Annotated in this window: 25 protein-coding genes; 17 read left to right on the top strand and 8 right to left on the bottom strand. The window is 72.0% G+C overall.

Annotation, left to right across the window (positions count from 1 at the left end; all coding sequences use genetic code 11):
* Positions 1-3 precede the first annotated feature (3 nt).
* Both AB0C66_RS31165 and AB0C66_RS31160 read left to right on the top strand, forming a co-directional pair.
* Positions 4-684, top strand: coding sequence for a response regulator transcription factor (locus AB0C66_RS31165; protein WP_362446108.1), 681 nt, complete (start codon positions 4-6; stop codon positions 682-684).
* A complete protein-coding gene (locus tag AB0C66_RS31160; protein WP_362446105.1) occupies positions 666-2,087 on the top strand; it encodes a HAMP domain-containing sensor histidine kinase in 1,422 nt (473 codons plus the stop codon). Before AB0C66_RS31165 ends, AB0C66_RS31160 begins: the two co-directional genes overlap by 19 nt.
* Here the strand turns inward: AB0C66_RS31160 and AB0C66_RS31155 are convergent.
* Both AB0C66_RS31155 and AB0C66_RS31150 read right to left on the bottom strand, forming a co-directional pair.
* A complete protein-coding gene (locus tag AB0C66_RS31155) occupies positions 2,066-3,001 on the bottom strand; it encodes a TAXI family TRAP transporter solute-binding subunit (RefSeq protein WP_362446102.1) in 936 nt (311 codons plus the stop codon). The two genes, AB0C66_RS31160 and AB0C66_RS31155, sit on opposite strands and share 22 nt — an antisense overlap.
* Positions 3,002-3,080: 79 nt before the next feature.
* Complete coding sequence (locus AB0C66_RS31150; protein WP_362446099.1) at positions 3,081-3,503, bottom strand: ATP-binding protein; 423 nt, start codon at positions 3,501-3,503, stop codon at positions 3,081-3,083.
* A 251-nt stretch (positions 3,504-3,754) separates the two neighbouring features.
* Between AB0C66_RS31150 and AB0C66_RS31145 the strand changes: the two genes are divergently transcribed.
* Genes AB0C66_RS31145 through AB0C66_RS31135 form a run of 3 tightly spaced genes read left to right on the top strand, consistent with a single transcriptional unit; the run spans position 3,755 to position 5,752 of the window.
* Positions 3,755-4,612 (top strand): helix-turn-helix transcriptional regulator, encoded by an 858-nt coding sequence (locus tag AB0C66_RS31145; RefSeq protein ID WP_362446096.1) that lies wholly within the window; start codon positions 3,755-3,757, stop codon positions 4,610-4,612.
* 32 nt (positions 4,613-4,644) lie between these two features.
* Complete coding sequence (locus AB0C66_RS31140) at positions 4,645-4,917, top strand: DUF397 domain-containing protein (RefSeq protein ID WP_362446228.1); 273 nt, start codon at positions 4,645-4,647, stop codon at positions 4,915-4,917.
* Positions 4,918-4,963: 46 nt separating this feature from the next.
* Entirely contained in the window at positions 4,964-5,752 is a 789-nt protein-coding gene (locus tag AB0C66_RS31135) for an SAM-dependent methyltransferase (RefSeq protein ID WP_362446093.1), read from the top strand.
* A gap of 34 nt (positions 5,753-5,786) precedes the next feature.
* Here AB0C66_RS31135 and AB0C66_RS31130 read toward each other — a convergent pair whose 3' ends face one another.
* Positions 5,787-7,202 (bottom strand): HAMP domain-containing sensor histidine kinase, encoded by a 1,416-nt coding sequence (locus AB0C66_RS31130; RefSeq protein WP_362446090.1) that lies wholly within the window; start codon positions 7,200-7,202, stop codon positions 5,787-5,789.
* A 5-nt stretch (positions 7,203-7,207) separates the two neighbouring features.
* On the bottom strand, positions 7,208-7,909 hold the full coding sequence (locus tag AB0C66_RS31125) for a response regulator transcription factor (protein WP_362446088.1): 702 nt from the start codon (positions 7,907-7,909) through the stop codon (positions 7,208-7,210).
* Between the two features lie 176 nt (positions 7,910-8,085).
* Here AB0C66_RS31125 and AB0C66_RS31120 point away from each other — a divergent pair, with 176 nt between their 5' ends.
* Positions 8,086-9,342 (top strand): glycosyltransferase family 4 protein, encoded by a 1,257-nt coding sequence (locus AB0C66_RS31120; protein ID WP_362446085.1) that lies wholly within the window; start codon positions 8,086-8,088, stop codon positions 9,340-9,342.
* Positions 9,343-9,370: 28 nt separating this feature from the next.
* On the opposite strand, the gene AB0C66_RS31115 is transcribed toward AB0C66_RS31120, so the two are convergent.
* Positions 9,371-10,912, bottom strand: coding sequence for an SDR family NAD(P)-dependent oxidoreductase (locus AB0C66_RS31115; protein WP_362446082.1), 1,542 nt, complete (start codon positions 10,910-10,912; stop codon positions 9,371-9,373).
* Between the two features lie 257 nt (positions 10,913-11,169).
* Here AB0C66_RS31115 and AB0C66_RS31110 point away from each other — a divergent pair, with 257 nt between their 5' ends.
* The 5 genes from AB0C66_RS31110 (at position 11,170) to AB0C66_RS31090 (ending at position 17,556) form a co-directional block, all read left to right on the top strand.
* Entirely contained in the window at positions 11,170-12,543 is a 1,374-nt protein-coding gene (locus AB0C66_RS31110; protein WP_362446079.1) for a glutamine synthetase family protein, read from the top strand.
* A gap of 3 nt (positions 12,544-12,546) precedes the next feature.
* Positions 12,547-13,752, top strand: coding sequence for an amidohydrolase family protein (locus AB0C66_RS31105; protein WP_362446076.1), 1,206 nt, complete (start codon positions 12,547-12,549; stop codon positions 13,750-13,752).
* Between the two features lie 149 nt (positions 13,753-13,901).
* On the top strand, positions 13,902-14,693 hold the full coding sequence (locus tag AB0C66_RS31100) for an SDR family NAD(P)-dependent oxidoreductase (protein WP_362446073.1): 792 nt from the start codon (positions 13,902-13,904) through the stop codon (positions 14,691-14,693).
* Positions 14,694-14,784: 91 nt separating this feature from the next.
* Positions 14,785-15,846 carry a zinc-dependent alcohol dehydrogenase family protein gene (locus AB0C66_RS31095; protein WP_362446070.1) on the top strand — a complete coding sequence of 354 codons (1,062 nt, stop codon included), beginning with the start codon at positions 14,785-14,787 and terminating at the stop codon, positions 15,844-15,846.
* A 171-nt stretch (positions 15,847-16,017) separates the two neighbouring features.
* Complete coding sequence (locus AB0C66_RS31090; RefSeq protein WP_362446068.1) at positions 16,018-17,556, top strand: MFS transporter; 1,539 nt, start codon at positions 16,018-16,020, stop codon at positions 17,554-17,556.
* Between the two features lie 130 nt (positions 17,557-17,686).
* Here AB0C66_RS31090 and AB0C66_RS31085 read toward each other — a convergent pair whose 3' ends face one another.
* The 3 genes from AB0C66_RS31085 to AB0C66_RS31075 all read right to left on the bottom strand — a co-directional run bounded on the left by AB0C66_RS31085 (position 17,687) and on the right by AB0C66_RS31075 (position 19,832).
* A complete protein-coding gene (locus tag AB0C66_RS31085; protein WP_362446065.1) occupies positions 17,687-18,175 on the bottom strand; it encodes a glutathione peroxidase in 489 nt (162 codons plus the stop codon).
* Positions 18,176-18,259: 84 nt separating this feature from the next.
* Positions 18,260-19,060 carry a cache domain-containing protein gene (locus tag AB0C66_RS31080; protein WP_362446062.1) on the bottom strand — a complete coding sequence of 267 codons (801 nt, stop codon included), beginning with the start codon at positions 19,058-19,060 and terminating at the stop codon, positions 18,260-18,262.
* A 10-nt stretch (positions 19,061-19,070) separates the two neighbouring features.
* A complete protein-coding gene (locus AB0C66_RS31075; protein ID WP_362446059.1) occupies positions 19,071-19,832 on the bottom strand; it encodes a GntR family transcriptional regulator in 762 nt (253 codons plus the stop codon).
* Positions 19,833-19,948: 116 nt separating this feature from the next.
* On the opposite strand from AB0C66_RS31075, the gene AB0C66_RS31070 reads away from it, so the two are divergent.
* The 6 genes from AB0C66_RS31070 (at position 19,949) to AB0C66_RS31045 (ending at position 25,808) form a co-directional block, all read left to right on the top strand.
* Entirely contained in the window at positions 19,949-20,986 is a 1,038-nt protein-coding gene (locus AB0C66_RS31070) for an ABC transporter ATP-binding protein (protein WP_362446056.1), read from the top strand.
* A gap of 72 nt (positions 20,987-21,058) precedes the next feature.
* The gene (locus AB0C66_RS31065; protein WP_362446225.1) at positions 21,059-22,258 is read left to right on the top strand and encodes an ABC transporter substrate-binding protein; all 1,200 of its coding nucleotides are present in this window, start codon (positions 21,059-21,061) and stop codon (positions 22,256-22,258) included.
* 7 nt (positions 22,259-22,265) lie between these two features.
* Entirely contained in the window at positions 22,266-23,150 is an 885-nt protein-coding gene (locus AB0C66_RS31060) for an ABC transporter permease (protein ID WP_362446053.1), read from the top strand.
* A 25-nt stretch (positions 23,151-23,175) separates the two neighbouring features.
* A complete protein-coding gene (locus tag AB0C66_RS31055; RefSeq protein ID WP_362446050.1) occupies positions 23,176-23,991 on the top strand; it encodes an ABC transporter permease in 816 nt (271 codons plus the stop codon).
* 51 nt (positions 23,992-24,042) lie between these two features.
* Positions 24,043-24,600: a hypothetical protein gene (locus AB0C66_RS31050; protein ID WP_362446047.1), complete on the top strand. Its 558-nt coding sequence runs from the start codon at positions 24,043-24,045 to the stop codon at positions 24,598-24,600.
* A gap of 80 nt (positions 24,601-24,680) precedes the next feature.
* A complete protein-coding gene (locus AB0C66_RS31045) occupies positions 24,681-25,808 on the top strand; it encodes a hypothetical protein (protein ID WP_362446044.1) in 1,128 nt (375 codons plus the stop codon).
* Positions 25,809-25,943: the final 135 nt, after the last annotated feature.

The following is a 25,943-nucleotide window of genomic DNA, read 5'->3' as shown; positions in this document are numbered from 1 at the left end:
CCCATGCACGTTCTCCTGGTCGAAGACGACAACCGGCTGGCGGCCGCGCTGACCGCCGCGCTGGCCCGTCTGGGCCACCAGGTCGTCCGCGCCGGGCGCGCGGACGACGCGCTGCGGCTGAAAGACGGAGCCGACTTCGTCCTGCTCGACCTGGGGCTGCCCGATATGGACGGACTGGAGGCGCTGCGCAGGCTGCGCCGCGCCTCCGCCGTCCCGGTCATCGTGGTCACCGCCCGCTCCGAGGAGCGGGACGTACTGCGGGGGCTGCGCGGCGGGGCCGACGACTACCTCGTCAAACCGTTCCGCACCAGCGAGCTGATCGCCCGGATGGAGGCCGTGCTCCGGCGCGGCACCCGGCCGCTCACCGCCACGGACCCGGTGGTGGCGGCGGGCGGTGTCCGCATCGACCTGGCGGCGCGGCGGCTGGAGGTGGACGGCAGGCCCGTCACCCTCACCCGCCGGGAGTTCGACGTCCTGGCCCTGCTCGCCCGTGAACCCGGCGTGGTCCGCAGCCGCGAGGAGATCCTCGACGAGGTGTGGGGCGATCTGCTGCTGTCGGCCTCCCGGTCCCTCGATGTGCATATCGCCGGGATCCGCGCCAAGACCGGTTGTCCGGGTCTGGTGGAGACGCTGCGCGGTACGGGCTACCGGCTGGGAACCGGCGAATGCACCTCCGGATCCTGACCGTCTACACCGTCCTGATCGCCTGCCTGGTGACGGCGCTGGCGGTGCCGTTCTCCCTGGCGTACTCCTCGCACCGCACCGGGAAGCTGCTGCTGGAGCGGCGGGCGGACGCCACCCGCTTCGCCGAGCTCGCCGACCAGGCGATCCGCGAGGGCGACACCGCCGGACTGGCCCAGGAGGTCTCCCGCTACCACGCGCTCTACGGCACCGCCGTGGAGATCCGCGACCGGGACGGCACGCGGATCGCGGGCGGTGGGGCCTGGGACCGGGGCGAGGCCGAACGCGCGCTGTCCGGCCGCACCACGGGCAGTCTGCCGCTGGTCACCCCGTTCGGTCCGGACTCGGCGGTGGTGGCCGAACCGGTCGGCCGGGACGCCCAGGTCTTCGGGGTGGTGGTGATGCGGGCGTCCACGACCGCGGCCCGGCGGGATGTCGCCCTGGTCTGGGCCGCGGTGGCGGCGGGCTCGGTGGTCGCGGTGCTCTGCGCCCTGATCGCGGCGCGGCGGCTGGCCCGCTGGATCCTGCGGCCGGTGACCGAGCTGGATGTCACCACCCGCGCCATCGCCGAGGGCCGGATGGATGCCCGGGTCGCGGCGGGCGGCCGGGGCCCGGCCGAGCTGCGTCTGCTGGAGCGGCGGTTCAACGCGATGGCCGACGCGGTCTCGGCCGCCCTCGAGCGGCAGCGCGCCTTCGTCGCGGACGCCTCGCATGAGCTGCGCACCCCGCTGACGGTGCTGTCGCTGCGGCTGGAGAACCTGGAACCGCATCTGGAGAGGAGCGGCGACGGGGAGTTCGCCGAGGCCCTCGCCGAGGTCGACCGGCTGGCCCAGCTGCTCGAGGATCTGCTGGAGCTGGCCCGTGTGGAGGCGGGCGCGGCGGCTCCCGAACCGCTCGCGCCCGCGGCGCTCGCCACCCGGCTGGTCACCTGGCGCGAGGTGTACGCGGCGCGCGAGCTGACGCTTTCCCTCAACCTCGACGGCGCAGGCGGCACAGCCGACGCGGACGGCATCGACGGCGGTACGGCGGACGAGCGCACCTCACTGCCCGCGGCGGCCGGGCGGATCGCCGATATCGCCCTGGACAACGCGGCGAAGTTCGTACCGCCGGGTGGCACCGTGACCGTCTCCCTGGACAGCGGGGCGCTCCGGATCGCCGACGACGGCCCCGGGCTCGAACCCGAGCAGCTGGCGGCGGCCCCCGGCCGCTTCTGGCGCTCCCCCGGCCACGGGAACATCCCCGGCAGCGGCCTCGGTCTCGCCATCGCCGCGGAGCTGGCCCGCGCGGCGGGCTGCACGCTGGTGCTGCGGCCCGCCGCCCCGCACGGCCTGGTGGTCGAGCTGCGGCTGCCCGACGGACCGGATCCGGACCCGGCCCCCCGCGCTCAGCCGTACACCTCGCGGTAGTACGCCGCCGCGCCCCGGTGCAGCGGGACGGTGCCGGTGCCGATGGCGTACCGCTCGTCGAGCCTGCTGCCCGGCGCGTCCGGCACCGGCAGCCGGTCCCGCCGGTCGAAGAGCACGGCGGTGAGCGCGCGGGCGGTGGTGGCCGCGAGAGTGGCGCGGCAGACGAGATAGCTGGGCGTGCCCACGGTGGCGGTCGGGCCGCGCAGCCCGTAGATCCCGGCGGGGATGGAGGCGCTCTCGTAGACGGAACCGTGGCGGCGGCGCAGCGCGGCCGCCAGGCCGTCGAGCGGGATCAGCCGCACCGGGCGGCGCTTGGCGAGCTGGGCGATGGTCCGGGTCGGCGCGCCACCGGACCAGAAGAAGGCGTCCACCTCGGCCGCCGCGAGCGCGTCGGCGGATTCGCCGAGCCCGAGCCGTACCGTCCGCCCGGCGCGCACCCCGGCCGTCTCGAGCACCCGCCCCGCGGTCACCGAGGTGCCGGACTCGGCGGCGCCGAGGGAGACGGTCCGCCCGGTGAGGTCGGAGGGGCGCCGGATCGACGAGTCCGCGGGCACCACCAGATGCAGATAGTTGAGATACAGCCGGGCGAGCGCGGTGACCGGCACCGGCCGCCGGAAGGGACCCCGGCCCTTGGCGGCGTCGGCCGCGCTGTCGGCCAGCGAGAGCGCCACATCGGCCCGGCCGTCGCCGAGCATCCGGAGGTTCTCCACACTCGCCGCGGTGGGCAGTACCCGGACGTCGATCTGCGGATGCGCCCGGTGCACCTCGTCCGCCAGCCGACTGCCGAAGATCGCGTACGGCCCGCCCCGCGGCCCGGTGGCCAGCCTGACTCTGCCGGGCGGCTCGGCCTCCTCGCACCCGGCCAGCCCGACCGCCGCAACCGCCAGGAACACCCGGCGGGACACGCCCTGCACCCGCCGATGCTAACCCGCACCACGCTCCGCGCCGTAAGGGCGGGAGGGTCGCAGGGCCGTCGGCGGCGGCTTTCTGGCGTCAGACCGGGGTGGCGCTCAGCTGGGCCCAGACGACGCGGCCACCGCCCGCGGCGGGGCGGTCGCCCCAGGCTTCGGAGAGCGCCCGGACCAGGGCGAGGCCGCGGCCGCTCTCGTCCTCCACGCCCGCGTCCCGCGGGGTGGGGCCGAGGGGCCCGCCGCCCTGGTCGGTGACCTCGACATAGAGCGAGCGGCGCTCATGGGCGCGCAGCACGCACAGGATCTGGTCGCTTCGGGTGTGCACCAGGGCGTTGGTGAACAGCTCGGACATCACCAGCTCGGCGGCGTCGCAGACGTCCTCGCAGAAACCCCAGAGCGGCAGTTGGGAGCGGACCCGGCCACGGGCGGCGGCGACGGAGGCGCCACGGGCGGGCAGTCGGAAGATCTCCTGGCGAAGGGCGGCGTCATAGCACTCGGCGCTCACGAGGGGGGCCATCGTCGGGCGTTGACGCAATGCCACGGCCATTTGCCTTCCGTCTCGCTGTGGGGGCTCAGAAGAGCACAAGTCCGCTTTCCGGCCACCCTGTTGGCCCGGACAGTACGTCACTATCCACGCTGAAACCATCAGTTGGCAAGAGGCGTTCTGCGAAATGCAGAATAGCCAGAGCACTCTGTTCCACCCATCCCGCACGTGGCACACTGACTCTCGACAATGACCGTCCGAGGAGGTACGACGTGGGTGAAGCGCGGTCTGCCCCGACCGTCGGGCAGATGGTCCTCGGCATGCGGCTGCGGGACCTACGCGAGAAGGCCGGCGTCGGTTATGAGGAAGCCGCCAGGGCGCTGCACGTCAACCAGACCACGGTCCGCAGGATGGAAAAGGCCGAGGTCGGCCTGAAACTCCCGTATGTCGAGAAGCTGTTGCAGACCTATGGGGCCGAGCAGGAGGAGATCGACGCCTTCCTCGCGCTCGCCGAGGACGCCAACAGACCCGGCTGGTGGCACCGGTTCCGCGATGTGCTGCCCGACTGGTTCAGCCTCTATGTGAGTCTGGAGGGCGCGGCCAGCCGTATCCGCGCGTACGAGCCGCACTTCGTACCCGGTCTGCTCCAGACCGAGGGGTATGCCCGCGCCCTGCTGACCATCGGCTTCCCGAACGGCAGCGAGCAGGAGATCGACCGCCGGGTCGCCCTGCGGATGGAGCGCCAGGAACTGCTGACCCGGCCCGACGGCCCGCATCTGTGGGCCGTGATGGACGAGACGGTGCTCCGTCTCGGCATCGGCGGGCCGGAGGTGATGCGCGCCCAGATCGACCGGCTCATCGAGGCCACCCGGATGCCGAACGTCACCCTTCAGGTGGTGCCGTTCTCCGCGGGCCCGCACCCGGGGATGGGCGGCCCGTTCCAGCTCTTCCGGTTCCAGGTCCCGGAAATGCCGGACATCGTCTACGCCGAGGGCCTGACCGGCGCCGGCTATCTCGACCAACGCGCCGATGTGGCCGCCTACCTGGAGGCTCTTGACCGTATGGGCACCCAGGCCACACCGGCGCGGAGCACGGAGGTCTTCCTCCGTGAGATGCGCAAGGAGCTCTGACCGTGGATCACGTCGACAACGTCTACAACGGCATGCCGGCCAAGCAACTGGGGGCAGAAGGCTGGCGGAAGCCCTGGAGCGGCCCCAACGGGGGAGCCTGCCTCGAAGTGCTGAAGCTGACGGACGGGCGGGTGGCACTGCGCCAGTCGACCGACCCCGACGGGCCCGCCCTGATCTACACCCACCATGAGATCGAGACGTTCATCCGGGGCGCCAAGGCCGGTGCCGCGGACTTCCTGCTGGGGCGGGCGGAACCCAACCTGACGTCGCCCAAGGGGACCGGCACGGAGCGGAGGGCCGCATGACCGAGAGCGCGGACATTTCGACGGGGGCAGGAGAATCACAAACATCATGAACATCGACACCACGAGGCCGCACCCGGCGCGGATGTACGACTACTACCTCGGGGGCAAGGACCACTACGAGGTCGACGAACAGGCCGCGGCCCACGTCCTCTCGGTCTTCCCGGGGATCAAGACCTGCGCCCGGACCAACCGGGCCTTCATGCACCGCGCCACCCGCTGGCTCGCGGGCGAGGCCGGGATACGCCAGTTCCTGGACATCGGCACCGGCATACCCACCGAACCCAATCTCCACCAGGTCGCCCAGACCGTCGCCCCGGACGCCCGGATCGTGTACGCGGACAACGATCCGATCGTGCTGGCGTACGCGCAGGCTCTGCTGCACGGCACACCGGAGGGCCGCACCGCCTACCTCCAGGCCGACGTACGCGAACCCGAGCGGATCCTGAAGGCACCCGAGCTGCATGAGACGCTCGACCTGAGCCAGCCGCTGGCCCTGTCGTTCAACGCGCTGTTCCACTTCGTCCCGGACGAGTTCCGGCCGTACGAACTGGTCCGGCAGTTCATCGACGCACTGCCCTCGGGCAGCTTCCTGGTGCTCTCGCACGCCACTCCGGACTTCGCCCCGGAGACCTGGCGCAAGGTCCAGGACATCTACACCCAGGGCGGTATCCCCGCGCAGGTGCGGTCCCGGCAGGAGGTCGAGCGGTTCTTCGACGGGCTCGAGCTCATCGCACCGGGCGTCGAGGAGCCGCACCGGTGGAAGCCGGACGGTGAGGTGCCGGACCTCAGCAGCGCTGATGTCTCCTTGTGGGTGGGGCTGGCCCGCAAGCCCTGAGCCGTGCTCCCGTCGCATGCGCCATGGACGAGGGTCAGGACTCCGCGGGCCGCATCGGGCGGTCGCCGACCGTGAAGCCCAGCACCGCTCCACCGCCCGGCCGCGGCCGGGCGAAGACCGTACCGCCGTGTGCGAGGGCGATCTCGCGGACGATGGCGAGGCCGAGTCCGGAGCCGGGCAGGCTGCGGGCGCCCGGGGCCCGGTAGAAGCGGTCGAAGACCCGGTCGCGGTCCTCCTCGGCGATACCGGGGCCGCGGTCGCGGACCTCCACCCGGCGGCCGGTGATCACCACCTCGACCGGTTCGGTGCCCTCCTGGTCGAACTTGGCGGCGTTCTCCACCAGGTTGGAGATCGCCCGCTGGAGGGCGGCCGGACCGCCCTCGACCCGGGTGTCGCCCGCCGTCCGTACGGTGATCTCCCGGCCGGTCCGGCGGCGGGCGAGGGTGGCGGCGGTGGTGGCCACCGCCGCCAGCGACACCGCTGTCCGCGGTTCGTCGTCCTTCTGACCGGCGGCCAGCTCCACCAGTTCATTGACCAGATCGGTCAGTTCGCGGGTCTCCCCCGCCAGGTCGGCGAGGAGATCCTCGCGCGCGGACGGCGGCAGCTCCTCGAAGCGGCGCAGCAGCGAGACATTGGTGCGCAGCGAGGTGAGCGGGGTGCGCAGTTCATGTCCGGCGTCCTGGACCAGCCGCCGCTGGTCGTCCTTGGAGCGGGCGAGCCGGCCCAGCATGCCGTCGAACGCCCGGCCCAGACGGCCCACTTCGTCCTGTCCGGTGACCGGTACGGCCACCTGCATCCGGCCCGTCGCCGCGACGCCCTCGGCGACCCGGGTGAGCCGCACCAGCCGCCGGGTGATCCGCCCCGCCAGCCACCAGCCGGCGAGTCCGGCGGCGGCGATGACGGCGGCGATGAACAGCGCGGTGCGCTTCTGGAGTTCGCGCAGCAGATCCTCGGTGTCGCTGATCTGCTGAGCCACCTGGATCGCCCCGGTGCCGTCGCCGACGGCCACGGTGGCCATCCGGTACTGCTCGTCGCCGATGCCGATGTTGCGCCGCGCCACGGTCCCGGCCGTTCCGGAGGCGGCGGTGGCCCGGTCCTCGGAGCCGACCGGCAGCGGGGGTTTGCCCGGGTCGTGGACGGTGCCCCGGCCGTTGATCACCTGCACGTCCATCCGGCTGATCCGGCGCAGCTCGCCCCGCAGGTCGTAGGGGACCGGCACCTCGGAGGGGTACTCGCTGAGCACCACCTTCTCCCCCTGGACCTCGGTCCGCAGATCGCGGACGACATCGTCGAAGGCCGACTGCTGGTCCACCCGTACCAGACCGGCGGCGGCGTCATAGCTGAGACCGCCGACCAGCAGGGTGACCACGGAGGCCACGGCCGCGAAGGACAGCGCGAAGGTGGTCCGCAGACTGGGCCGCGGACCGCGGGGCCGGGAGGGGCGGCGCAACTCTCTCACTCCTCCCGCAGGGTGTAACCGACGCCGCGCACGGTGTGGATGAGCGGCTCGGCGCCCTCCAGGTCGACCTTGCGGCGCAGATAGCCGATGTAGACGGCGAGGTTCTTGGAACCGGGGCCGAAGTCATAGCCCCAGATGCGTGCGTAGATGGTGGTGTGGTCCAGGACGATGCCCGCGTTGCGCGCCAGCAGTTCCAGCAGGTCGAACTCGGTACGGGTGAGCTCCAGTTCCGTACCGCCGCGCCAGGCCCGCCGCGCCGAGGGGTCAAGGCGCAGATCCGCGACCTCGACCACCCCGTCGACGGCCGGTTCACCGGGCGCCTCGGGAGCGGGGGCGGCGCGGCGCAGCAGGGCCCGCAGCCGGGCGAAGACCTCCTCGATCTCGAAGGGCTTGGCCACATAGTCGTCCGCGCCCGCGTCCAGACCCTCGATCCGGTCGGCGGTCTCGACCCTCGCGGTGAGCATGAGGATCGGTGTACGGTCCCCCTCGGCGCGCAGCACCCGGCACACCTGGAGCCCGTCCACCCCCGGCATCATCACATCGAGGACCACCACGTCCGGATGGTCGCGGTGCGCGGCGGCCAGCGCCTCGATGCCGTCGGGGACGGCGGTGACCCGGTACCCCTCCAGGGTCAGGGCACGCTCCAGGGCATGGCGGATGGCGCGGTCGTCCTCGGCGAGCAGCACGGTGTTCATCACCACCCGAGTCTGCCAAGAGCCACCGGGCGCCGATTGCGCCCACCCCTCCCGGGCAGCGCTTCTTACCCTGCTCTCACCTTGTTCTCGTGACCGGCTTACCGAATCCGGAGATGGTGTCGAACACGTTCCGGGGGAAACCCGTCCCGCCGATGCCACCAGCCGGAGAAAATCACCGTATGAAGATCGTATTCCTGCTGCACAACGCCTACGGGATCGGCGGAACGATCCGGACCACGCTGAACCTCGCCGCTGCGCTGGCCGATCGCCACGAGGTCGAGATCGCCTCGATGCAACGGCACCGCGAGACGCCGCGGTTCACCGTGGACCCCCGGATACGGCTGGTCCCGCTGGTGGACACGCGCCCGGAGAGCGCCGACGCCCGGGATCCGCGGTTCGGTGAACCGGCGCGGGACTTCCCTGTCCACGAGAAGCGGTACGAGCAGTACAGCAGGCTGATCGACGAGCGGGCGGCGGAGTATCTGCGCGGCTGCGGTGCGGACGTACTCGTGGGCACCCGGCCGGGCGTCAATGTCTACCTCGCCCGCTTCGGCCCGCGCGGCGCGCTGCGCATCGCCCAGGAGCATCTGCGGTTCGAGGCGCACAGCAAGCGGCTGCGGACGGAGCTGACACCGCACTACCGCGCGCTCGACGCCGTGGTCACGACGACCGAGGCCGACTCCGCGGTCTACCGGGAGCGGATGCCGCTGCCGTGGTCGCGGATCCTGGCGATACCGAACAGCGTTCCGGAACCAGATGTTCCGCCCTCCGAGGGCACCGAGCCGGTGATCGCGGCGGCCGGCCGGCTGGTCCGTGGCAAACGCTTCGACCTGCTGATCGACGCCTTCGCCGAGGTCGTGGAGAAGCATCCGGACTGGCGGCTGCGGATCTACGGCGGTGGAGCGGAGAAGGACCGGCTGCGTGAGCGGATCACCCAGCAGGGGCTGACGGGCAGCGCCGAGCTGATGGGGCCGCGCTCCCCGATCGAGGCGGAGTTCGCCAAGGCGTCGCTGGTCGCGGTGGCCTCGGACGCCGAGTCGTTCGGCATGACCATCGTCGAGGCGATGCGCTGCGGGGTGCCGGTGGTGAGCACCGACTGCCCGCTCGGCCCCTCCGAGATCATCCAGGACGGGGCCACCGGGCGGCTGGTGCCGACCGGCGACAAGCACGCGCTCGCCGGTGCCCTGCTGGAGCTGATCGATGACGCCCCGGCCCGGCGGGCCATGGGGGCAGCGGCGCTGGAGTCCGCGCGGACCTACGACCCGGCACCGATCGCCTGGCGCTATGAGCGGCTCTTCGAGGAGCTGGCCGCCACCCGTGGCGCCCGCTCCCGGGCGCGCGCCCGGGCCGCGCTGCGGTCCCGCGCCGGACGGCTGCTGCGCCGCTGCGCCGCGGTGTTCCGCCGCCGCCCGGGGACGGCGGCGGCGGGCGGATGAGCGTCGCGCAGACGCGCCCGACGGCCGGTTACCAGGTCGTCGGCGCGTAGTCCTTCAGGAAGCAGCCGTAGAGGTCCTCGCCCTGCTCACCCCGGACGATCGGGTCATAGACCCGGGCCGCGCCGTCGACGAGGTCGAGCGGGGCGTGGAAGCCCTCGGCGGCCAGCCGCATCTTGTCGGGGTGCGGCCGCTCATCGGTGATCCAGCCGGTGTCGACGCTGGTCATCAGGATGGCGTCGGCCTCGAACATCTCGCGGGCGCTGGTACGGGTGAGCATATTGAGCGCGGCCTTGGCCATATTGGTGTGCGGATGCCCCGCGCCCTTGTAGCCGCGGCCGAACTTGCCCTCCATCGCGGAGACGTTCACCACGTACTTGCGCCGGGCGGGCGAGGCGGCCATCGCCGGGCGCAGTCGGCTGACCAGGATGAAGGGCGCCGTCTCGTTGCACAGCTGCACTTCGAGCATCTCGACGGGGTCGACCTCGTCGACCCGCTGGATCCAGGTGTTGGTCGCGTCCAGGTCCGGTATGAGCCCGCCCGCGTCGATCGCGGTACCGGCCTCGATCCGGGCGGGTGAGGCGGAGCCGCTGGTGAGGGCGAGGGCGGTGAGGTCCTGCGGGGTCAGCGCGCCGTCCCGTGGACGGCGCGGCCCCGGCAGCGCCGTCTGGGAGCCGCTGCCGAACGCCCCGAGGACCGTGGCCTCGGGCAGCTCCCCGGCGGGCAGCGGCGCCGACTCCCCGGCGATCAGCTCCGCGTACGCCTGGGGCGTACGGCGCACCGTCTGCGCGGCGTTGTTGATCAGGATGTCCAGCGGACCCGCGGCGCTCACCGTGTCGGCCAACCCGATGACCTGGGCCGGGTCCCGCAGATCAATACCGACGATCTTCAGCCGGTGCAGCCACTCACCGCTGTCGGGCATCGCCTTGAAACGGCGGATGGCGTCGTTCGGGAAGCGGGTGGTGAGGGTGGTGTGCGCGCCATCACGCAGCAGCCGCAGCGCGATATACATCCCGATCTTCGCGCGCCCGCCGGTGAGCAGTGCGCGCCGTCCGCTGAGATCGGCCCGGGCGTCACGGCGGCCCCGGTTCTCGGCGGCGCACTCGCGGCAGAGCTGGTGGTAGAACGCGTCGACCTCGACATAGCGGGTCTTGCAGACGTAGCAGGAGCGGGGGCGGTCCAGGATGCCCGCGATCTCCGTCGTCACCGAGCTGCTGAGGGCCAGGCCGAGCGTCTCGTCGTCGATCCGGTCGGCGGCTCCGGTGGCGGTGGCCTCGGTCACCGCCTTGTCGTTGGCGGTCTTCGCGGCCCGCCGCTCCTGGCGGCGGCGCTGCTTCACGGTGCGGTAGATCCCGGCGGTGGCGCGCCGCACGGCGATGGCGTCGGGGTGGTCGACCGGCAGCCCGTCGAGCTCCGCGAGCACGCTCAGACAGGTCGCCAACCGCTCGGGGTCGATTCCGGCCGCTCCGGCGACGGCCTCGGCCGCCTCCGCCGTCCCTGCCGCCTCCGCCGCTCGTACTGTCCTGGGATCGACGCCCGTCGTCCCGGCCCGGCCGTCGTCAGTCACCGTCATCGCCGCTGCCGCTTTCTGGTATCGCCGTTTTCCCTGGTGTAACGGCGGAACTGTACGAAAGCGGCGCCGGATGCGCCAATCGCGGGCCGGTCCCGGAGGCGTCCCGGGCCGTCGGCCCGACGATGCCGAGCGGTGGTGCGCCGATCCCGAAAGGTGACTGACCGTCACCCTCCCTCCCTGATCGGGACGTTCCGTCACCCCTCACCCGGTCCGAGGCAATACGCTCGGGGCAGAGGCGGCGACAGAGGAGGAAGTGCATGGCGACGGGCGATCGGGAGCGGGCGTATGCGCGGGCTCGGCAGGAGGCCGAGCGGCTGGCCGCGGACGGGGTCGGCGGGATCGCGCTGACCTGGGTGGACAACGCGGGTCTCACCCGGGTCAAGACCGTGCCCACCGCACGGCTCCCGCACGCCGTGCGCCGCGGCGTCGGCATGTCGCCGGTCTTCGACGTCTATCTGGTGGACGACTCCATGACCACCAGCCCCCATATCGGCGGTCCCGACGGCGATCTGCGGCTGTTCCCCGATCTCGACCGGCTCACCCCGCTGGCCGCCCAGCCCGGCTGGGCCTGGGCACCGGCCGACCGGTACGACCAGACGGGGGCGGTGCACCCCACCTGCCAGCGGCTGTTCGCGCGGCGGATGACGGAGCTGGCCCGGGAGCGGGGGCTCACCCTGCGGATGGGGTTCGAGACGGAGTGGGTGGTCACCTCGGACGACCCGTCGGACGACCGGCCCTCACGGGACGAGCCGCCCTACCCCACCGCGGGCCCGGCGTACGGGATGGCGCGGGTGGTCGACCTCTCCGGCTATCTCGCCGATCTGCTCGGTGCCCTCCGGGCCCAGCGGGTAGAGGTGCTCCAGCTCCACCCGGAGTACTCGCCGGGGCAGCTCGAGGTATCCGTGGCCCCCTCGGACCCGGTCGGCGCCGCCGACCTGGCCGTACTGGTACGCGAGACGATCCGGGCGGTATCGGGGCGGGCCGGGCTGCATCCGCTGTTCGGCCCGGTGGTGCGGGCGGGCGGAGTGGGCAACGGCGGCCATCTCCATCTGAGCCTGTGGCAGGACGACCGCAATCTGTGCCGGGACGGCGACGGCCCTCACGGTATGACGGCGACGAGCGAGGCGTTCCTCGCCGGGGTGCTGCGGGCGCTGCCCGCCCTGCTCGCGGTCGGCGCCCCCTCCCCCGCGAGCTATCTGCGGCTGGAGCCCTCCCGCTGGGCGGGGGCGTACCAGTGCTGGGGGCTGGAGAACCGGGAGGCCGCGCTGCGGTTCATCACCGGCGCGCCGGACGACCCGGGGGCGGCCAACGCCGAGGTCAAATGTGTCGACCCGGCGGCCAATCCCTATCTGGTGACGGGTTCGGTGATCGCCGCCGGGCTGGCCGGACTGGACGCCGGGCTGACGCTGCCCGCCCCGGTGGCGGGCGACCCGGTGGTCCAGGGGCGGGAGCGGCGGCTGCCCACCTCGCTGCCGGAGGCGCTGAAGGAGTTCGAGGGCTCCGGGGTGCTCCGGGAGGCGATGGGCGATCCGCTCTTCGAGTCCATCGCGGCGGTGCGCCGGGCGGAGTCCGAGCTGTTCGCGAAGGCGAGTCCGCAGGAGATCGCGAACGCGACCCGCGGGCGGTACTGAACGGTGGCCGCCGCCGAGACGCCGGACCCGGCCGAGCTCCCGCTGCCGCCGCTGGTGGACCACCACTGCCACGGGGTGGCCCGCTCCGAGCTGGATTCGGCCGCGTTCGAGGCGTTCCTGACCGAGTCCGACGCGCCCGCGGCGCTGGGCACCACCTTCTTCGACAGCCAGCTGGGCTTCGCGGTGCGCCGCTGGTGCCCGCCGCTGCTCGGACTGGAACCGCACTGCCCGCCCGCCCGGTACCTCGCCCGGCGGCACGAGCTGGGGGTGGGCGAGGTGACCCGGCGGCTGCTGGCGGCGTCCGGGATCGGTGAGTTCCTGGTGGACACGGGGCTGCCCGGGGACCTCACCACACCACGGGAGCTGGCCGCGGCGGCGGGCGGTACGGCCCATGAGATCGTCCGGCTGGAACAGCTGGCGGAGCGGACCGCCGACACCGCGCGCACCGCGGACGACTTCCTGACCGGGCTGGCGGACGGGGTGCGCGAGGCGGCCCGGACGGCGGCGGGGTTCAAGTCGGTGGCCGCGTACCGCTACGGGCTGGACCTCGCGCCCGATCCCCCGGCCCCGGCCGCCCTCCACACCGCGGCCGAGCACTGGCTGGCCCGCCGGGCGGACGGCGGCGCGGAGGGAGGCGGGGCCGCGGCCCGGGTCACCGATCCCGTACTGCTGCGCCATCTGCTGTGGTCGGCCGCGCACACCGGGCTGCCGCTCCAGCTGCACACCGGGTTCGGGGATCCGGATCTGCGGCTGGACCGCTGCGATCCGCTCGCGCTCACCGACTTCATCCGCGCGGTACGGCCCACCGGCTGCACGCTGATACTGCTGCACGGCTATCCGTATCACCGCGGCGCGGGCTATCTGGCCGCCGTCTTCCCCCATGTCTACGCCGATGTGGGGCTGGCCCTGACACACACCGGGGCGCGGGCCGGGGCGGTGCTGGCCGAGATGCTGGAGCTCGCCCCGTTCGGCAAGGTGCTGTTCTCCACCGACGCCTACGGGCTGCCCGAGCTGTACGTGGTGGGCGCGCGGCTGTTCCGGGAGGCGCTGACGACGCTGGTGAACGGCTGGGTGGCGGAGGGGGCCTGGGCACGGCGGGACGCCCACCGGGTGGCGGCGCTGCTCGCCGCGGACAACGCCCGCCGGGTGTACGGGCTGGGAGCCGCGTCCGGCCGGGACACCGGGACCGGCGGCCGGACCGTCTCCTGAGCCGGGCACCCCACCGCACCGGAGGACCGGGCCGGAGCGCGCGCCCGGCCGTGGCGCACCGCTGCCCCCGTCTCACCCCGGGTGGCGAGGGAAGGGGGCGCGGGCAGTACGGTGCCCGGACGAACCCGTCAGTAACCGGAGGAGATCGCATGCGGATCAGCGGTACGACCGTCCTGCTCACCGGGGCCACCGGAGGTATCGGCCGGACACTGGCCCGCGCACTCGCGGCCAAGGGCGCCAAGCTCCTCCTCACCGGGCGGCGCGAGGAGGTACTGCGTCCGCTGGCCGAGCGCCTCGGCGGGCGGGCGCTGGTGGCCGACCTCTCCGACCGCGAGGAGCTCGAGCGGCTCGCGGAGGAGGCGTCGGACGCCCGGATCCTCATCGCCAACGCCGCGCTGCCCTCCAGCGGACCGGTCCTCGACTACGGGACCGACCAGCTCGACCGCGCCCTCGAGGTCAATCTCCGCGCTCCGCTGCTGCTTTCCCGGCTGATGGCCCCCACGATGGTGGCCGAGGGTTCGGGCCATCTGGTGATGATCGGTTCGCTGTCGGGCCGGGCCGCCTCCCCCGGCGCCGCGCTCTACAACGCGTCCAAGTTCGGGCTGCGGGGCTTCACCCTGGGGCTGCGGCAGGATCTGCACGGTACGGGTGTCGGGGTGTCGCTGGTGCAGCCCGGATTCGTGGGCGACGTGGGGATGTTCGCGGAAGCCGGTGGGGCTGCCCCGGCCGGGGTGCGGACCGTCTCCAGCCGCCAGGTGGCGGCGGCGACGATACGCGCCATCGAGCGCAATCGGGCCGAGGTGAACGTCGCCCCGGTGGAGCTGCGCTTCGGCAGTGCCCTCGGCGGACTCTTCCCCGGTCTGTCCGAGCGGGTCCAGCGGCGGGTCGGGGCGGACAGGACCACCCGCCAACTCGCCGACGGACAGCGCGACAAGCGCTGAACCAGGGGGCGCGGTACGCACACGCCGATACCCGCCGGTTGTGGTGTAGGTTCGAGCGCCCCCACCGGGTGTTCGAGCGAGGAGCGGGTCGATGCGTGCTGTGGTGTTCGATGACTTCGGGCACAGGCCCGAGGTCCGGGTCGTCGAGGACCCCGCCCCCTCCCGGAGCGGTGCGGTGATCCGCGTCGAGGCGACCGGGCTCTGCCGCAGCGACTGGCACGGCTGGATGGGCCACGACCCGGAGATACGGCTGCCGCATGTGCCCGGCCATGAACTGGCGGGCGTGGTCGAGGAGGTGGGCCCGGACGTCCTCAACTGGAACCCGGGGCAGCGGGTCACCGTCCCCTTCGTCTGCGCGTGCGGGCGCTGTGCCGCCTGTGCGGAGGGCGCCCAGCAGGTGTGCGAGCGGCAGACCCAGCCCGGCTTCACCCACTGGGGGTCGTTCGCGGAGTTCGTGGCGATCGAGAACGCCGATGTGAACCTGGTCGGTATCCGCAGTGAACTGTCGTTCACCACGGCCGCCGGGCTCGGCTGCCGCTTCGCCACCGCGTTCCGTGCCGTGGTGACACAGGGCCGGGTCGCCCCGGGCGAATGGGTCGCGGTGCATGGCTGCGGCGGTGTGGGGCTCTCCGCGGTCATGATCGCGGCCGCGGCCGGGGCGCGGGTGGTGGCGGTGGACATCTCACCGCGGGCGCTCGCCCTGGCCGGGCGGTTCGGGGCGGAGGTGTGTGTGGACGCGGCGTCCACCCTGGGATCGGTGGCCGAGGCGGTCGCGGACGCGACGGGCGGCGGGGCCCATGTCTCCCTGGACGCGCTGGGCTCCCCGCGGACCTGTGCGGCGTCGATCAAGTCGCTGCGCCGCCACGGTCGCCATGTCCAGGTGGGACTGCTGCCCCCGGCAGCCGGGACGCCGATGCTCCCGATGGACCGGGTGATCGCGCTCGAGCTGCATCTGCTCGGCAGCCACGGGATGGCCGCACACGCCTACCGGCCGATGATGGAGATGGTCGAGGCCGGATCGCTGCGGCCGGATCTGCTGGTCACCGATGTCATCGGACTGGACGAGGTGCCCGAGGCGCTGTCCACGATGGCGGCGGGCGCCAAGGGCGGGGTCACCGTCATCGAACCGGGCCGGCCGCCCCGGAGACGCTGACCGGAGCGGAGAAGCCGACCGCAGGGGTGGCGCTGGCCGCGGCGGGTGGCGCGGGCGCCGAGGGTGGCCGCTTTACGCCGGATGCCCGCGCTCAACACGCGTAACCGAAGCCTTTGCGTTGCGATGAGGTGCGGGCTACTTTCATAGAGTACGAAACGGTTTCGTTTCTCTATGCCCCGTTCCGCCTCCCGCCCGGAGGGCACCGCCATGCGCCAGACCACCACCGGCACCTCGACCGAACCGACCACTCCGACCTCCCCGCCGGCCGACCCGGTCCGGCACCGCTGGTGGATCCTCGCCGCCATCGGCGTCGCCCAGTTGATGGTGGTCCTCGACGCCACCGTCGTGAACATCGCCCTGCCCTCGGCACAGCGCGACCTCGGCTTCTCCGACGGCAACCGCCAGTGGATCGTCACCGCCTACTCCCTCGCCTTCGGCAGCCTGCTGCTCCTCGGCGGGCGGCTGGCCGACCTCTTCGGCCGCAGGGCCGTCTTCCTCACCGGCGTGGCCGGGTTCGCCGCGGCCTCGGCGCTCGCGGGCGCGGCGAGCGGGTTCGGACTGCTGGTCACCGGCCGCGCCCTCCAGGGCCTCTTCGCCGCACTGCTCGCCCCCGCCGCGCTGTCGCTGCTCAACACCACCTTCACCGACCCCAAGGAGCGGGCGAAGGCGTTCGGCGCGTACGGGGCCATCGCCGTATCCGGCGGCGGTATCGGGCTGCTGCTGGGCGGGGTGCTCACCGAGCATCTGAGCTGGCGGTGGACCCTGTACGTCAACCTCGGCTTCGCCGCCCTCGCGCTGGCGGGCGGGGCGGCGTTCCTGCGCCGCGGCGCGCCCGCCGACCGGCCCCAACTCGACCTCCCGGGCACCGTTCTGGTCTCGGCGGGGCTCTTCGGACTGGTCTACGGCTTCTCCAACGCCGAGAGCCACTCCTGGTCCTCCCCGCTCACCTGGGGGTTCCTGCTCGCCGGGGCCGTCCTGCTGGTCCTCTTCACCCGCTGGCAGACCCGTACGCCCCATCCGCTGCTGCCGCTCCGGGTGCTGCTGGACCGTGACCGCGGCGCGTCCTTCCTCGCCATCGGGCTCTCCGGCGCGGGTATGTTCGGTGTCTTCCTCTTCCTGACCTACTACCTCCAGGGGAGCCTGCGGTTCAGCCCCGTCCAGACCGGTCTGGCGTTCCTTCCGATGATCGGCGGACTGATGGTCAGCGCACAGCTCTCCACCGCCGTCCTGGTCCCCCGTGTCGGCCCCAGGGCGGTGGTGCCGCTGGGCATGGGGCTGACGGCCATCTCCATGGTGTGGCTGACCGGTCTCGGCCTCGACAGCGATTACGCGGTGGCCGTGCTGCCACCGCTGCTGCTGTCCGGGATCGGCCTCGGTCTGGTGATGCCCCCGGCGATGGCCATGGCCACCGAGCGGATCGGCGCGGACGACGCCGGGGTCGCCTCCGCGGCCGTCAACACGATGCAGCAGATCGGCGGTTCCATCGGCACGGCGCTGCTCAACACGCTGGCGGCCGAGGCCGCGGCCGACTACCTGGCGGAGCACCGGCCGGGCCCGGCCACCGCGGCCCGGGCCCAGTTGCACAGCTACGAGGTCGCCTACTGGTGGTCGGCGGGCATCTTCGTCGCGGGGGTGCTGCTCACGGCGCTCCTGTACCGCACGGGCCGGACGGGCAAGGACGCCGAGACGCCGGTGGCCGTACCGGTGTGAGCCGGTACGGCCCCGCCGCCGTGCCCCGGCATCCGTAGCGGACCGGTCCGGTCACCGGCGGCCTGTCCTCACCGGCGTCCTGCCCTCACCGGGCGTCCGTTCCCTCACCGGCGTCCGGGCGTTCCGCGGGCTAGCCGCGCAGCTGGGTCTCGATCGCGGCGACCAGCTCCGGGGCCTCCGGCTCGGTGCGCGGGCGGAACCGGCCGACGACCTCACCGCCGGGCGAGATCAGGAACTTCTCGAAGTTCCACTGCACATCCCCGGCCTCCCCGGCCGCGTCCGCCACCCGCGTCAGCTCGGTGTAGAGCGGATGCCGCTGCTCGCCGTTGACATCGACCTTCTCCAGGAGCGGGAAGCTGACGCCGTAGGTCGTGGAGCAGAAGGTCTGGATCTCCTCGCTGGAGCCCGGCTCCTGCCCCGCGAACTGGTTGCAGGGCACGCCCAGCACGGTGAAGCCGCGCTCGGCGTAGCGCTGCTGCAACCGCTCCAGCCCCTCGTACTGCGGGGTGAGGCCGCATTTGGACGCCACATTGACCAGCAGCACCGCGGTGTTCTGGTGCGCGCCGAGCGAGGTGGGCTCGCCGGACAGGGTGCGCAGCGGAATGTCGTACAGGCTCATCGGGTCAACCACCTTTGTCGTTCCTCCGGTACGCACAATCTATGTGCTCCGCGACCGGAGGCGGCGCCAGGTGCCGCCGCGCGATCACTTCCCGGGGTGGTCCTCGGCACCGGGGTTCGTGACCAGGATGAGTGGAATGTCCCCGCAGGGCCGCAGCCGCCGTCCGCCGTACTCGACGCCTTCGGCGGGACCGGTGGGGACCGCCGCGAAGTCCGGGCCCTTGAAGAGCGCGCCGGTGAGGTAGTCGGCGCAGGTCGACGCGGCGACCCGGCCGCGCGCGTTGACCAGGAAGGCGGGGGCGGGCAGCCGCTGCATCACCGGCATCACCGCGGCCTCGAAGTGCGAGAGATACACATCGGCCGCCGCCACCCCCATGAAGCGGCCGTCGACGGTCACGGGAACGGAGAGGGTGAGGCTGTACTCGTCGGAGCAGAGGTAGTCCACATACGGTCCGGCCACCGCGCGGCGGCCGGTGTCACGGGCCAGTGCGAACCAGTCCCAGTGGGTGTAGTCGGAGTACGCCGAGTGCTCCGGGTCCAGGTCGAGCAGGAGCGGGCGCACCTCACCGCCCGCCCCGATCTGCCACCACTCCAGCCACACCGATGCGTCGGCGAGCAGATGCGGGGCGGCCACGAACCCGGCGCCGGAGACCAGTTCGAGCCGGGTGAGCCGGGATTGCAGTCCGGGCCGGAGTTCGGCGAGATCGTTGGTGACGGGCCGCTGCCCGCCGCCGCCGACGGAGGTGAGCAGCGCCGCCGCGTCGTCGCTGATCCCCCGGACGGCGTCGAACACGCCCTCCAGGGTGTCGCGGACGCGGGCCGCCACATCGGCGGCCGTCACCAGGAGGTCCGGCCCGGCACCTGCGGGACGGGGGCTGCTACCCATAGGTGTTCTCCTAGGGAGGGGTTCCGTCGGCGGAGCCGGTGGTGGCGAGGCGGAGTTCGACCAAGCGCGCCACGCACAGCTGGACGCACGCCTCGGCCAGGGCTCTGGCCTGCTCGTCCGCCCCATCTTGCAGGGTGCAGATCACAGCGCGGTGACGATCGCACACGTCCTTCAGACACTCGTCGTCCGCGAGCACCAGGGAGAGCAGCGCGCCCACTTCCGTCTGGATGGCTATCGCCTCGCGGGTCAGCCGTGCGGACTGGGCGGCGGCGGCCAGCTCCACATGGAAGCGGCCGTGCACCCGGCTGCGCGCCGGGGGGTCGGCGGCCTCGGCCAACTGGTCGACGGAGCGGCTGAGTTGGATCAGTTCGCCGGGCTCGGTGCGGTGGGCGGCCAGCCGGGCCGCGGCCCCGGAGACGGCGGCCCAGTGGTCACCGAGGTCGCGCAGCTCCTCGGTGCTCCAGCCGATGAGCAGTCCGCGCAGCCGCTCCTCCGCGGGCCCTTCGGGAACGGTGACGAAGCTGCCGCCGCCGCGGCCCCTGCGGGTGGTGACCAATCCTTGCTGACGCAGGGCCATGAGGGCTTCACGCAAGGTGACGGTGGAGACACCGAGCCGTGCCGCGAGGTCGGACTCACCGGGCAGCTGCTCGCCGTCCGCCAGCAGCCCGAGCTCTATGGCGTCCCCCAGCCGCCGCACCACGGCGTCCACCCTGGCCAGGCTGTCGACGGGTGCGAAGACGCCCTGCCGGGCACCGCCGAAGTCTCGCGTCACGGCACTCACCCCCAGTTCATTGACTCAGGCTTTACCTTAACGGGGTCTTGTAATTAGACCTATGACTTCATAGTTTTACGAACCAACGTCCCGCGGCATCAGAAAGGTTCCCGCCCATGGAGGGGAAAGCCATCCGACTACAGAGCCTGCGCAAGTCCTTCGGGAAGACGGAGGCGGTCGCCGGAGTCGACCTGGAGATATCGGACGGCGAGTTCTTCTCGATGCTGGGGCCCTCCGGATCCGGCAAGACGACAGTGCTCCGGATGATCGCGGGCTTCGAGCCGCCCACCGGCGGCACCATCGAACTGGCCGGACGGGACGTCACCCGGCTCGCCCCCTTCGAGCGCGATGTACACACCGTCTTCCAGGACTACGCGCTCTTCCCGCATATGACGATCGAGCAGAACGTGGCCTATGGACTGAAGATCCAGAAGGTCGCCAAGGCCGAACGGCTGCGCCGGGCCCACGAGGCCCTGGCCGATGTCCGGCTCGAAGGGCTCGGCGGCCGCAGGCCCGCCCAGCTCTCCGGTGGCCAGCGACAGCGGGTGGCGCTGGCCCGGGCCCTGGTCAGCCGCCCGCGGGTGCTGCTGCTCGACGAACCGCTGGGCGCCCTCGACCTCAAGCTGCGCGAGCAGATGCAGATCGAACTCAAGGAGCTCCAGCGCGAGGTCGGCATCACCTTCGTCTTCGTCACCCATGACCAGGACGAGGCGCTGACCATGAGCGACCGCATCGCGGTCTTCAACCGGGGCCGGGTGGAACAGGTGGGCACCCCCGCCGAGATCTACGAACGCCCCGCCACCCCCTTCGTCGCCGGTTTCGTCGGCACCTCCAACCTGCTCACCGGCGCCGCCGCGGAGCGGGTGGTGGGTGAGACCGGCACCTTCAGCATCCGCCCGGAGAAGATCCGGGTGCTGAAGGAGGACCGGGACGGCGGGATACCGGACTCCTCCGGCGCCGTCGGCACCGTGGCCGAGGTCGTCTACCTCGGCGACGCGACCCGTTTCCTCGTCGACCTCGACGCCGGGGGGCGGCTCACCGCCCTCCAGCAGAACCTGGAGACCTCCTCCGAGGACGTCGCGGCGTACCGCGGCTCTCGGGTCAGGCTCCAGTGGCAGCCGCGCCACACCGTCCGGGTCCCGGACGCGCTCTGAGCCCGCGGGCCGCGCCCGCCCTGCCAACTTCACCCCTCCCCCCGCCCCTTCTCGTGGAGATTTGTCGTGCGCATGCCATATGCACTGCCTCATGCACTCAAGGCCGTCGCCGCGGCCGGAGTTCTGCTCCTCGCCACCGCCTGCGGCTCATCCGGTACGTCCTCGTCGTCCGGCGGCTTCGACCCGCCGGACCTCAAGCCGCGTCAGCAGCTCGGCAAGTCCGAGGGCAAGGTGAACCTCATCGCCTGGGCCGGATACGTCGAGGACGGCAGCAACGACCCGAAGGTCGACTGGGTCAGCGACTTCGAGAAGCAGACCGGCTGCCAGGTCAGCTCCAAGACCGCGGCCAGCTCCGACGAGATGGTCAGCCTGATGAAGACCGGTCAGTACGACGCGGTCTCCGCCTCCGGCGACGCCTCACTGCGACTGATCGCCTCCGGTGACGCCGAACCCGTCAACACCAAACTCGTCCCCCACTACAAGGACGTCTTCGACGGGCTGAAGAAGAAGGACTGGAACTCGGTCGGCGGTGTCCCCTACGGCATTCCGCACGGCCGCGGCGCCAACCTCCTGATGTACAACACCAAGAAGGTCTCCCCGGCCCCCGACTCCTGGTCCGCCGTCTTCGACAAGGCCTCCGCCCACAAGGGCAAGGTCACCGCGTACGACTCGCCGATCTATATCGCCGACGCCGCGCTCTACCTGATGAAGAGCAAGCCGTCGCTGGGCATCAAGAACCCCTACGCCCTGGACCAGAAGCAGTTCGACGCGGCCGTCGATCTGCTCAAGGACCAGAACGGCAACATCGGCGAGTACTGGAGCGACTACCTCAAGGAGATCTCCGCCTTCAAGAGCGGCAACTCGGTGGTCGGCACCAGCTGGCAGGTGATCGTCAACGCCACCCAGGCCGAGAAGGCCCCGGTCAAGGCGGTGCTGCCGAAGGAGGGCGCCACCGGCTGGTCCGACACCTGGATGGTCTCCGCCAAGGCCAAGCACCCCAACTGCGCCTACAAGTGGATGGACTGGATCATCTCCCCGAAGGTCAACGCCCAGGTGGCCGAGTACTTCGGCGAGGCCCCGGCAAACGCCAAGTCCTGTGCCCTGACCGCGGCGAAGGACCACTGCGACACCTTCCACGCGGCGGACGAGGGGTACTGGAAGAAGGTCCACTTCTGGACCACCCCGGTCGCCCAGTGCCTCGACGGCCGCAAGGACGCCACGTGTGTGCCCTATGCCAAGTGGGTCCAGGCATGGACCGAGATCAAGGGCTGAGCCTCAGATGACCAAGACCGCGCCGGCCGCCGGATTCGTCCGGCGGCTCGCCGGGACCCTGCACCGCCGGCCCCGGCTCCAGCTGTCCCTGCTCCTCACCGCACCGCTGACCTGGCTTGTCCTCGCCTATCTCGGCTCGCTCAGCGCGCTGTTCCTCTCCGCGTTCTGGACGACGGACAGCTTCACCTCCAGCGTGGTGAAGGTCTGGAACACGGACAACTTCACCACCCTGTTCCAGAGCGACGTCTACCGCCAGGTCGCCCTGCGCAGCGTCGGCGTCGCCCTCGCGGTCACCGTGCTGTGCGCGGTGATCGCCTTCCCCGTCGCCTTCTACACCGCCCGGATCGCCAAGCCCCGCTGGCGGCCCCTGCTGGTGGTGGCCATCCTCACCCCGCTGTGGGCCAGCTATCTGGTCAAGGCGTACGCCTGGCGGCTGATCCTCGCCGAGGGCGGGCTGCTGGACTGGCTGCTCGGCCCGGTCGGGCTGGACGGACCCGGCTATGGACTGACCGCCACCGTCCTGGTGCTGACGTATCTGTGGCTGCCGTACATGATCCTGCCGATCCACGCCGGACTGGAACAGCTGCCGGACAATCTGCTGGACGCCTCCGCCGATCTCGGGGCCCGCACCGGCCGTACCTTCCGTTCGGTGGTGCTGCCGATGCTGCTGCCGTCCATCGCGGCGGGCTCGGTCTTCACCTTCTCGCTCAGCCTCGGCGACTACATCGCCGTACAGATCGTCGGTGGCAAGACCCAGCTCATCGGCAATCTCATCTACTCCAACATCACCCTCGACCTGCCGCTCGCCGCGGCCCTGGGCACCGTACCGGTGGTGATCATCGTGTGCTATCTGCTCGCGGCGCGCCGCACCGGCGCCCTCAGCAGCCTCTGACGGCCCGCATACCGAAGGCGCTTCGATGAATCTCTCCCGCCCCGCGCGTATCACCCTGCGCATCGCCGCCGGGCTCGGCTTCGCGGTCATCTATGTGCCGCTGCTGCTGGTCCTGGTCAACTCGCTCAATCCCGACCGCAGTTCCGGCTGGCCACCGCCCGGGCTGACCTTCCACTGGTGGGCCGACGCCTGGCACAGCACCGGCGCCCGTGACGCGGTGTGGACCTCGGTCAAGGCCGGTCTCGGCGCCACCGCGATCGCCCTCGTCCTCGGCACCCTCATCGCCTTCGCCGTCCAGCGCTTCCGCTTCTTCGGCCGGGAGACCCTCTCCTTCCTGGTCGTGCTGCCGATCGCACTCCCCGGCATCGTCACCGGTGTGGCCCTCAACACCGCCTTCCGTACGGTCCTCGAACCGCTCGGGGTCGGCCTGGGCATGTTCACCGTGGTGGTCGGCCATGCCACCTTCTGCATCGTGGTGGTCTTCAACAATGTGATCGCCCGGCTGCGCCGGATGGCCGGATCCTATGAACAGGCCGCCATGGACCTGGGCGCGAACACCTTCCGCGCCTTCGTCGACATCACCTTCCCGCTGGTGCGTTCGGCCCTGGTGGCGGGCGGTCTGCTGGCCTTCGCCCTGTCCTTCGACGAGATCGTGGTGACCACCTTCACCGCGGGCCCCGGTATCCAGACCCTGCCGATCTGGATCTTCTCCAATATGGCCCGCCCCCAGCAGGCCCCGGTGGTCAATGTGGTCGCCGCCGTCCTCGTGCTGCTGTCGGTCATCCCCATCTACCTGGCCCAGCGACTGTCCTCGGACACCGCGACCGGCAGCAGAATCTGAGGGAACGTCACACGATAGGGTTCCGCGAGGGAGCGCGGAGGGGGGCCCGGGGTGGCGCGGGACGGGGACGGCGACGCGGAGACGCTGGCCACCAGACTGCTCATCGTGGAGTACGAGCAGGTGAAGGAGGAACAGCGGGCGCGGATCGGGTTCCGGGACAATCTGCTGTACGCCACGCTCGCCTCGATGGCGGCCATCGTCACCTTCACCTTCCAGAACGACGGTCAGCCGGAGTTGCTTCTGCTGCTGCCGCTCGCCTCGGTGGTGCTGGGATGGGCGTATCTGGTCAACGACGAGAAGATCTCGGCCATCGGGCGCTATGTGCGCGGGGATCTGGGGCCACGGCTGGCGGCGCTGGCGCCGGGGACCGCCCGGGTCTTCGGCTGGGAGACGGCCCATCGCGACGACCACCGCAGGGTCTCCCGGAAGCGGCTGCAACTCGCCGCCGACCTGCTGTTGTTCTCGGTGGCGCCGATGGCCGCCCTGATCGTCTGCTGGTCCGCCGAGCCGCTGCGTCCATGGCTGGTCGCGGTGTCCGTGGCCGAGGTGGCGCTGGTCGGCGTGGTCACGGCGCAGATCGTGCGCTACGCCGATCTGCGCCGTCCGTGATGTGACCGTTTACATCGACGCCCGGCCCGCGGTGGCGCACCATGGTGGGTTCGGGTCGGAACGGTACCGAGGGGGAAACGGTGACGGGTGGAGCAAACGGGGCGCCCGCGCGGGCGGATGTGGTGGTGCTCACCGCGCTGGAGGTGGAGTACCGGGCGGTGCGCGCCCACTTGGAGGAGTTACACCTGGTGCGGGCCGAGCGGGGTGCCCTGTTCGAGGTGGGCACCTTCCGCGCGGGGGCGGTCGAGCGGCGGGTGGCGACCCATATGACGGGCCCGGGAAATCCGGGCGCGGCGGCCGCGGTCGAGCGGGCCGCGGCGCTGTTCGCACCCCGCGCGCTGCTGTTCGTCGGGGTGGCCGGGGGACGCAAGGATGTGGCGCTGGGCGATGTGGTGGCCGCGGACGCGGTGTACGACTACGAAACCGGCAAGGACACCGAGGGCGGTTTCCTGCCCCGGCAGAAAACCCATCAGTCGGCATACGGTCTGGTGCAGTTGGCCCGGATCGTCACCGCGGGTGATGAGTGGCAGCGGCGGATCCACCCGGCGGACGGCTCACCGCTCCCCCGCGCCCATGTCAAACCGGTCGCGGCGGGCGGACGGGTGGTGGCGCACCACCGCTCGGACACCGGCCGCCGGCTGGCGGCGGCCGCGGGGGACGCCGTCGCGGTGGACATGGAGGGGTTCGGCTTCCTGGCGGGGGCCTATCTCAATCAGCATCTGGACGCCCTGGTGATCCGGGGAATCTCCGATCTGCTGGGTGACAAGGGCGAGGCGCATGACGAGCGCTGGCAGCCGGTGGCGTCCCGGCATGCCGCCGCCTTCGCGTTCGAGCTGATCGGACGGCTGCCCGGGGCCGCCTGTCCGGCCTCCGCGGCGCCCCCTGCGCGTGCGTACGCCGTGGCGGCGCCGCCACACCGTGCGGCCAAGCCGACCATTCATCAACTTGGTGTGCTGGCCGATGCCTTGCTGGACATTCCCGGGATGACCTCACCCGTCCGCTGGCAGCAGCTGCTCGATGAGCTGCCCACCGTCGGCACCTCGGTCAGCCGCCAGTCGGCGAGCCGGGCCGAGGCGCTGGCCCTGCTGCGGACCTGTGCGGCGCACGGCGCGCTGCCGGAGCTGGTGGCGGTGGTGTCCGTGCTCGCGCCGGAGGCTCCGGCCACGGCCGAACTGGCCCGGCGGATCGAGGAACTGGGCCCGGCGTGACCGGGCGCCCGACGGGTGCCCCCGGCACCTACCGGGGGCGCGGGGGTGTGTCGCCGGGGGCGTGCGGGGCATACAAGTTGTCCGGAGCCCGGGCGGGCGGCGCCCGCCTGTGGCAGGGTCTCCGGCGGGGGATCA

It is taken from the genome of Streptomyces sp. NPDC048636, from assembly GCF_040650655.1.
In the GTDB taxonomy this organism is placed as follows: domain Bacteria; phylum Actinomycetota; class Actinomycetes; order Streptomycetales; family Streptomycetaceae; genus Streptomyces.
The sequence above is the reverse complement of the archived record's forward strand: the minus strand, read 5'-3'. Positions and strand labels throughout refer to the sequence as shown.

What these genes read in the sequence shown, in the direction of transcription:
- AB0C66_RS31165 (WP_362446108.1), top strand. Translation starts at nt 4, where the DNA reads ATGCACGTTCTCCTGGTCGAAGACGACAACCGGCTGGCGGCCGCGCTG.
- AB0C66_RS31160 (WP_362446105.1), top strand. Translation starts at nt 666, where the DNA reads ATGCACCTCCGGATCCTGACCGTCTACACCGTCCTGATCGCCTGCCTG.
- AB0C66_RS31140 (WP_362446228.1), top strand. Translation starts at nt 4,645, where the DNA reads ATGCCGGCCAAGCAACTGGGGGCAGAAGGCTGGCGGAAGCCCTGGAGC.
- AB0C66_RS31135 (WP_362446093.1), top strand. Translation starts at nt 4,964, where the DNA reads ATGAACATCGACACCACGAGGCCGCACCCGGCGCGGATGTACGACTAC.
- AB0C66_RS31120 (WP_362446085.1), top strand. Translation starts at nt 8,086, where the DNA reads ATGAAGATCGTATTCCTGCTGCACAACGCCTACGGGATCGGCGGAACG.
- AB0C66_RS31115 (WP_362446082.1), bottom strand. Translation starts at nt 10,912, where the DNA reads ATGACGGTGACTGACGACGGCCGGGCCGGGACGACGGGCGTCGATCCC.
- AB0C66_RS31110 (WP_362446079.1), top strand. Translation starts at nt 11,170, where the DNA reads ATGGCGACGGGCGATCGGGAGCGGGCGTATGCGCGGGCTCGGCAGGAG.
- AB0C66_RS31100 (WP_362446073.1), top strand. Translation starts at nt 13,902, where the DNA reads ATGCGGATCAGCGGTACGACCGTCCTGCTCACCGGGGCCACCGGAGGT.
- AB0C66_RS31095 (WP_362446070.1), top strand. Translation starts at nt 14,785, where the DNA reads ATGCGTGCTGTGGTGTTCGATGACTTCGGGCACAGGCCCGAGGTCCGG.
- AB0C66_RS31090 (WP_362446068.1), top strand. Translation starts at nt 16,018, where the DNA reads ATGCCCCGTTCCGCCTCCCGCCCGGAGGGCACCGCCATGCGCCAGACC.
- AB0C66_RS31085 (WP_362446065.1), bottom strand. Translation starts at nt 18,175, where the DNA reads ATGAGCCTGTACGACATTCCGCTGCGCACCCTGTCCGGCGAGCCCACC.
- AB0C66_RS31080 (WP_362446062.1), bottom strand. Translation starts at nt 19,060, where the DNA reads ATGGGTAGCAGCCCCCGTCCCGCAGGTGCCGGGCCGGACCTCCTGGTG.
- AB0C66_RS31070 (WP_362446056.1), top strand. Translation starts at nt 19,949, where the DNA reads ATGGAGGGGAAAGCCATCCGACTACAGAGCCTGCGCAAGTCCTTCGGG.
- AB0C66_RS31065 (WP_362446225.1), top strand. Translation starts at nt 21,059, where the DNA reads ATGCCATATGCACTGCCTCATGCACTCAAGGCCGTCGCCGCGGCCGGA.
- AB0C66_RS31060 (WP_362446053.1), top strand. Translation starts at nt 22,266, where the DNA reads ATGACCAAGACCGCGCCGGCCGCCGGATTCGTCCGGCGGCTCGCCGGG.
- AB0C66_RS31055 (WP_362446050.1), top strand. Translation starts at nt 23,176, where the DNA reads ATGAATCTCTCCCGCCCCGCGCGTATCACCCTGCGCATCGCCGCCGGG.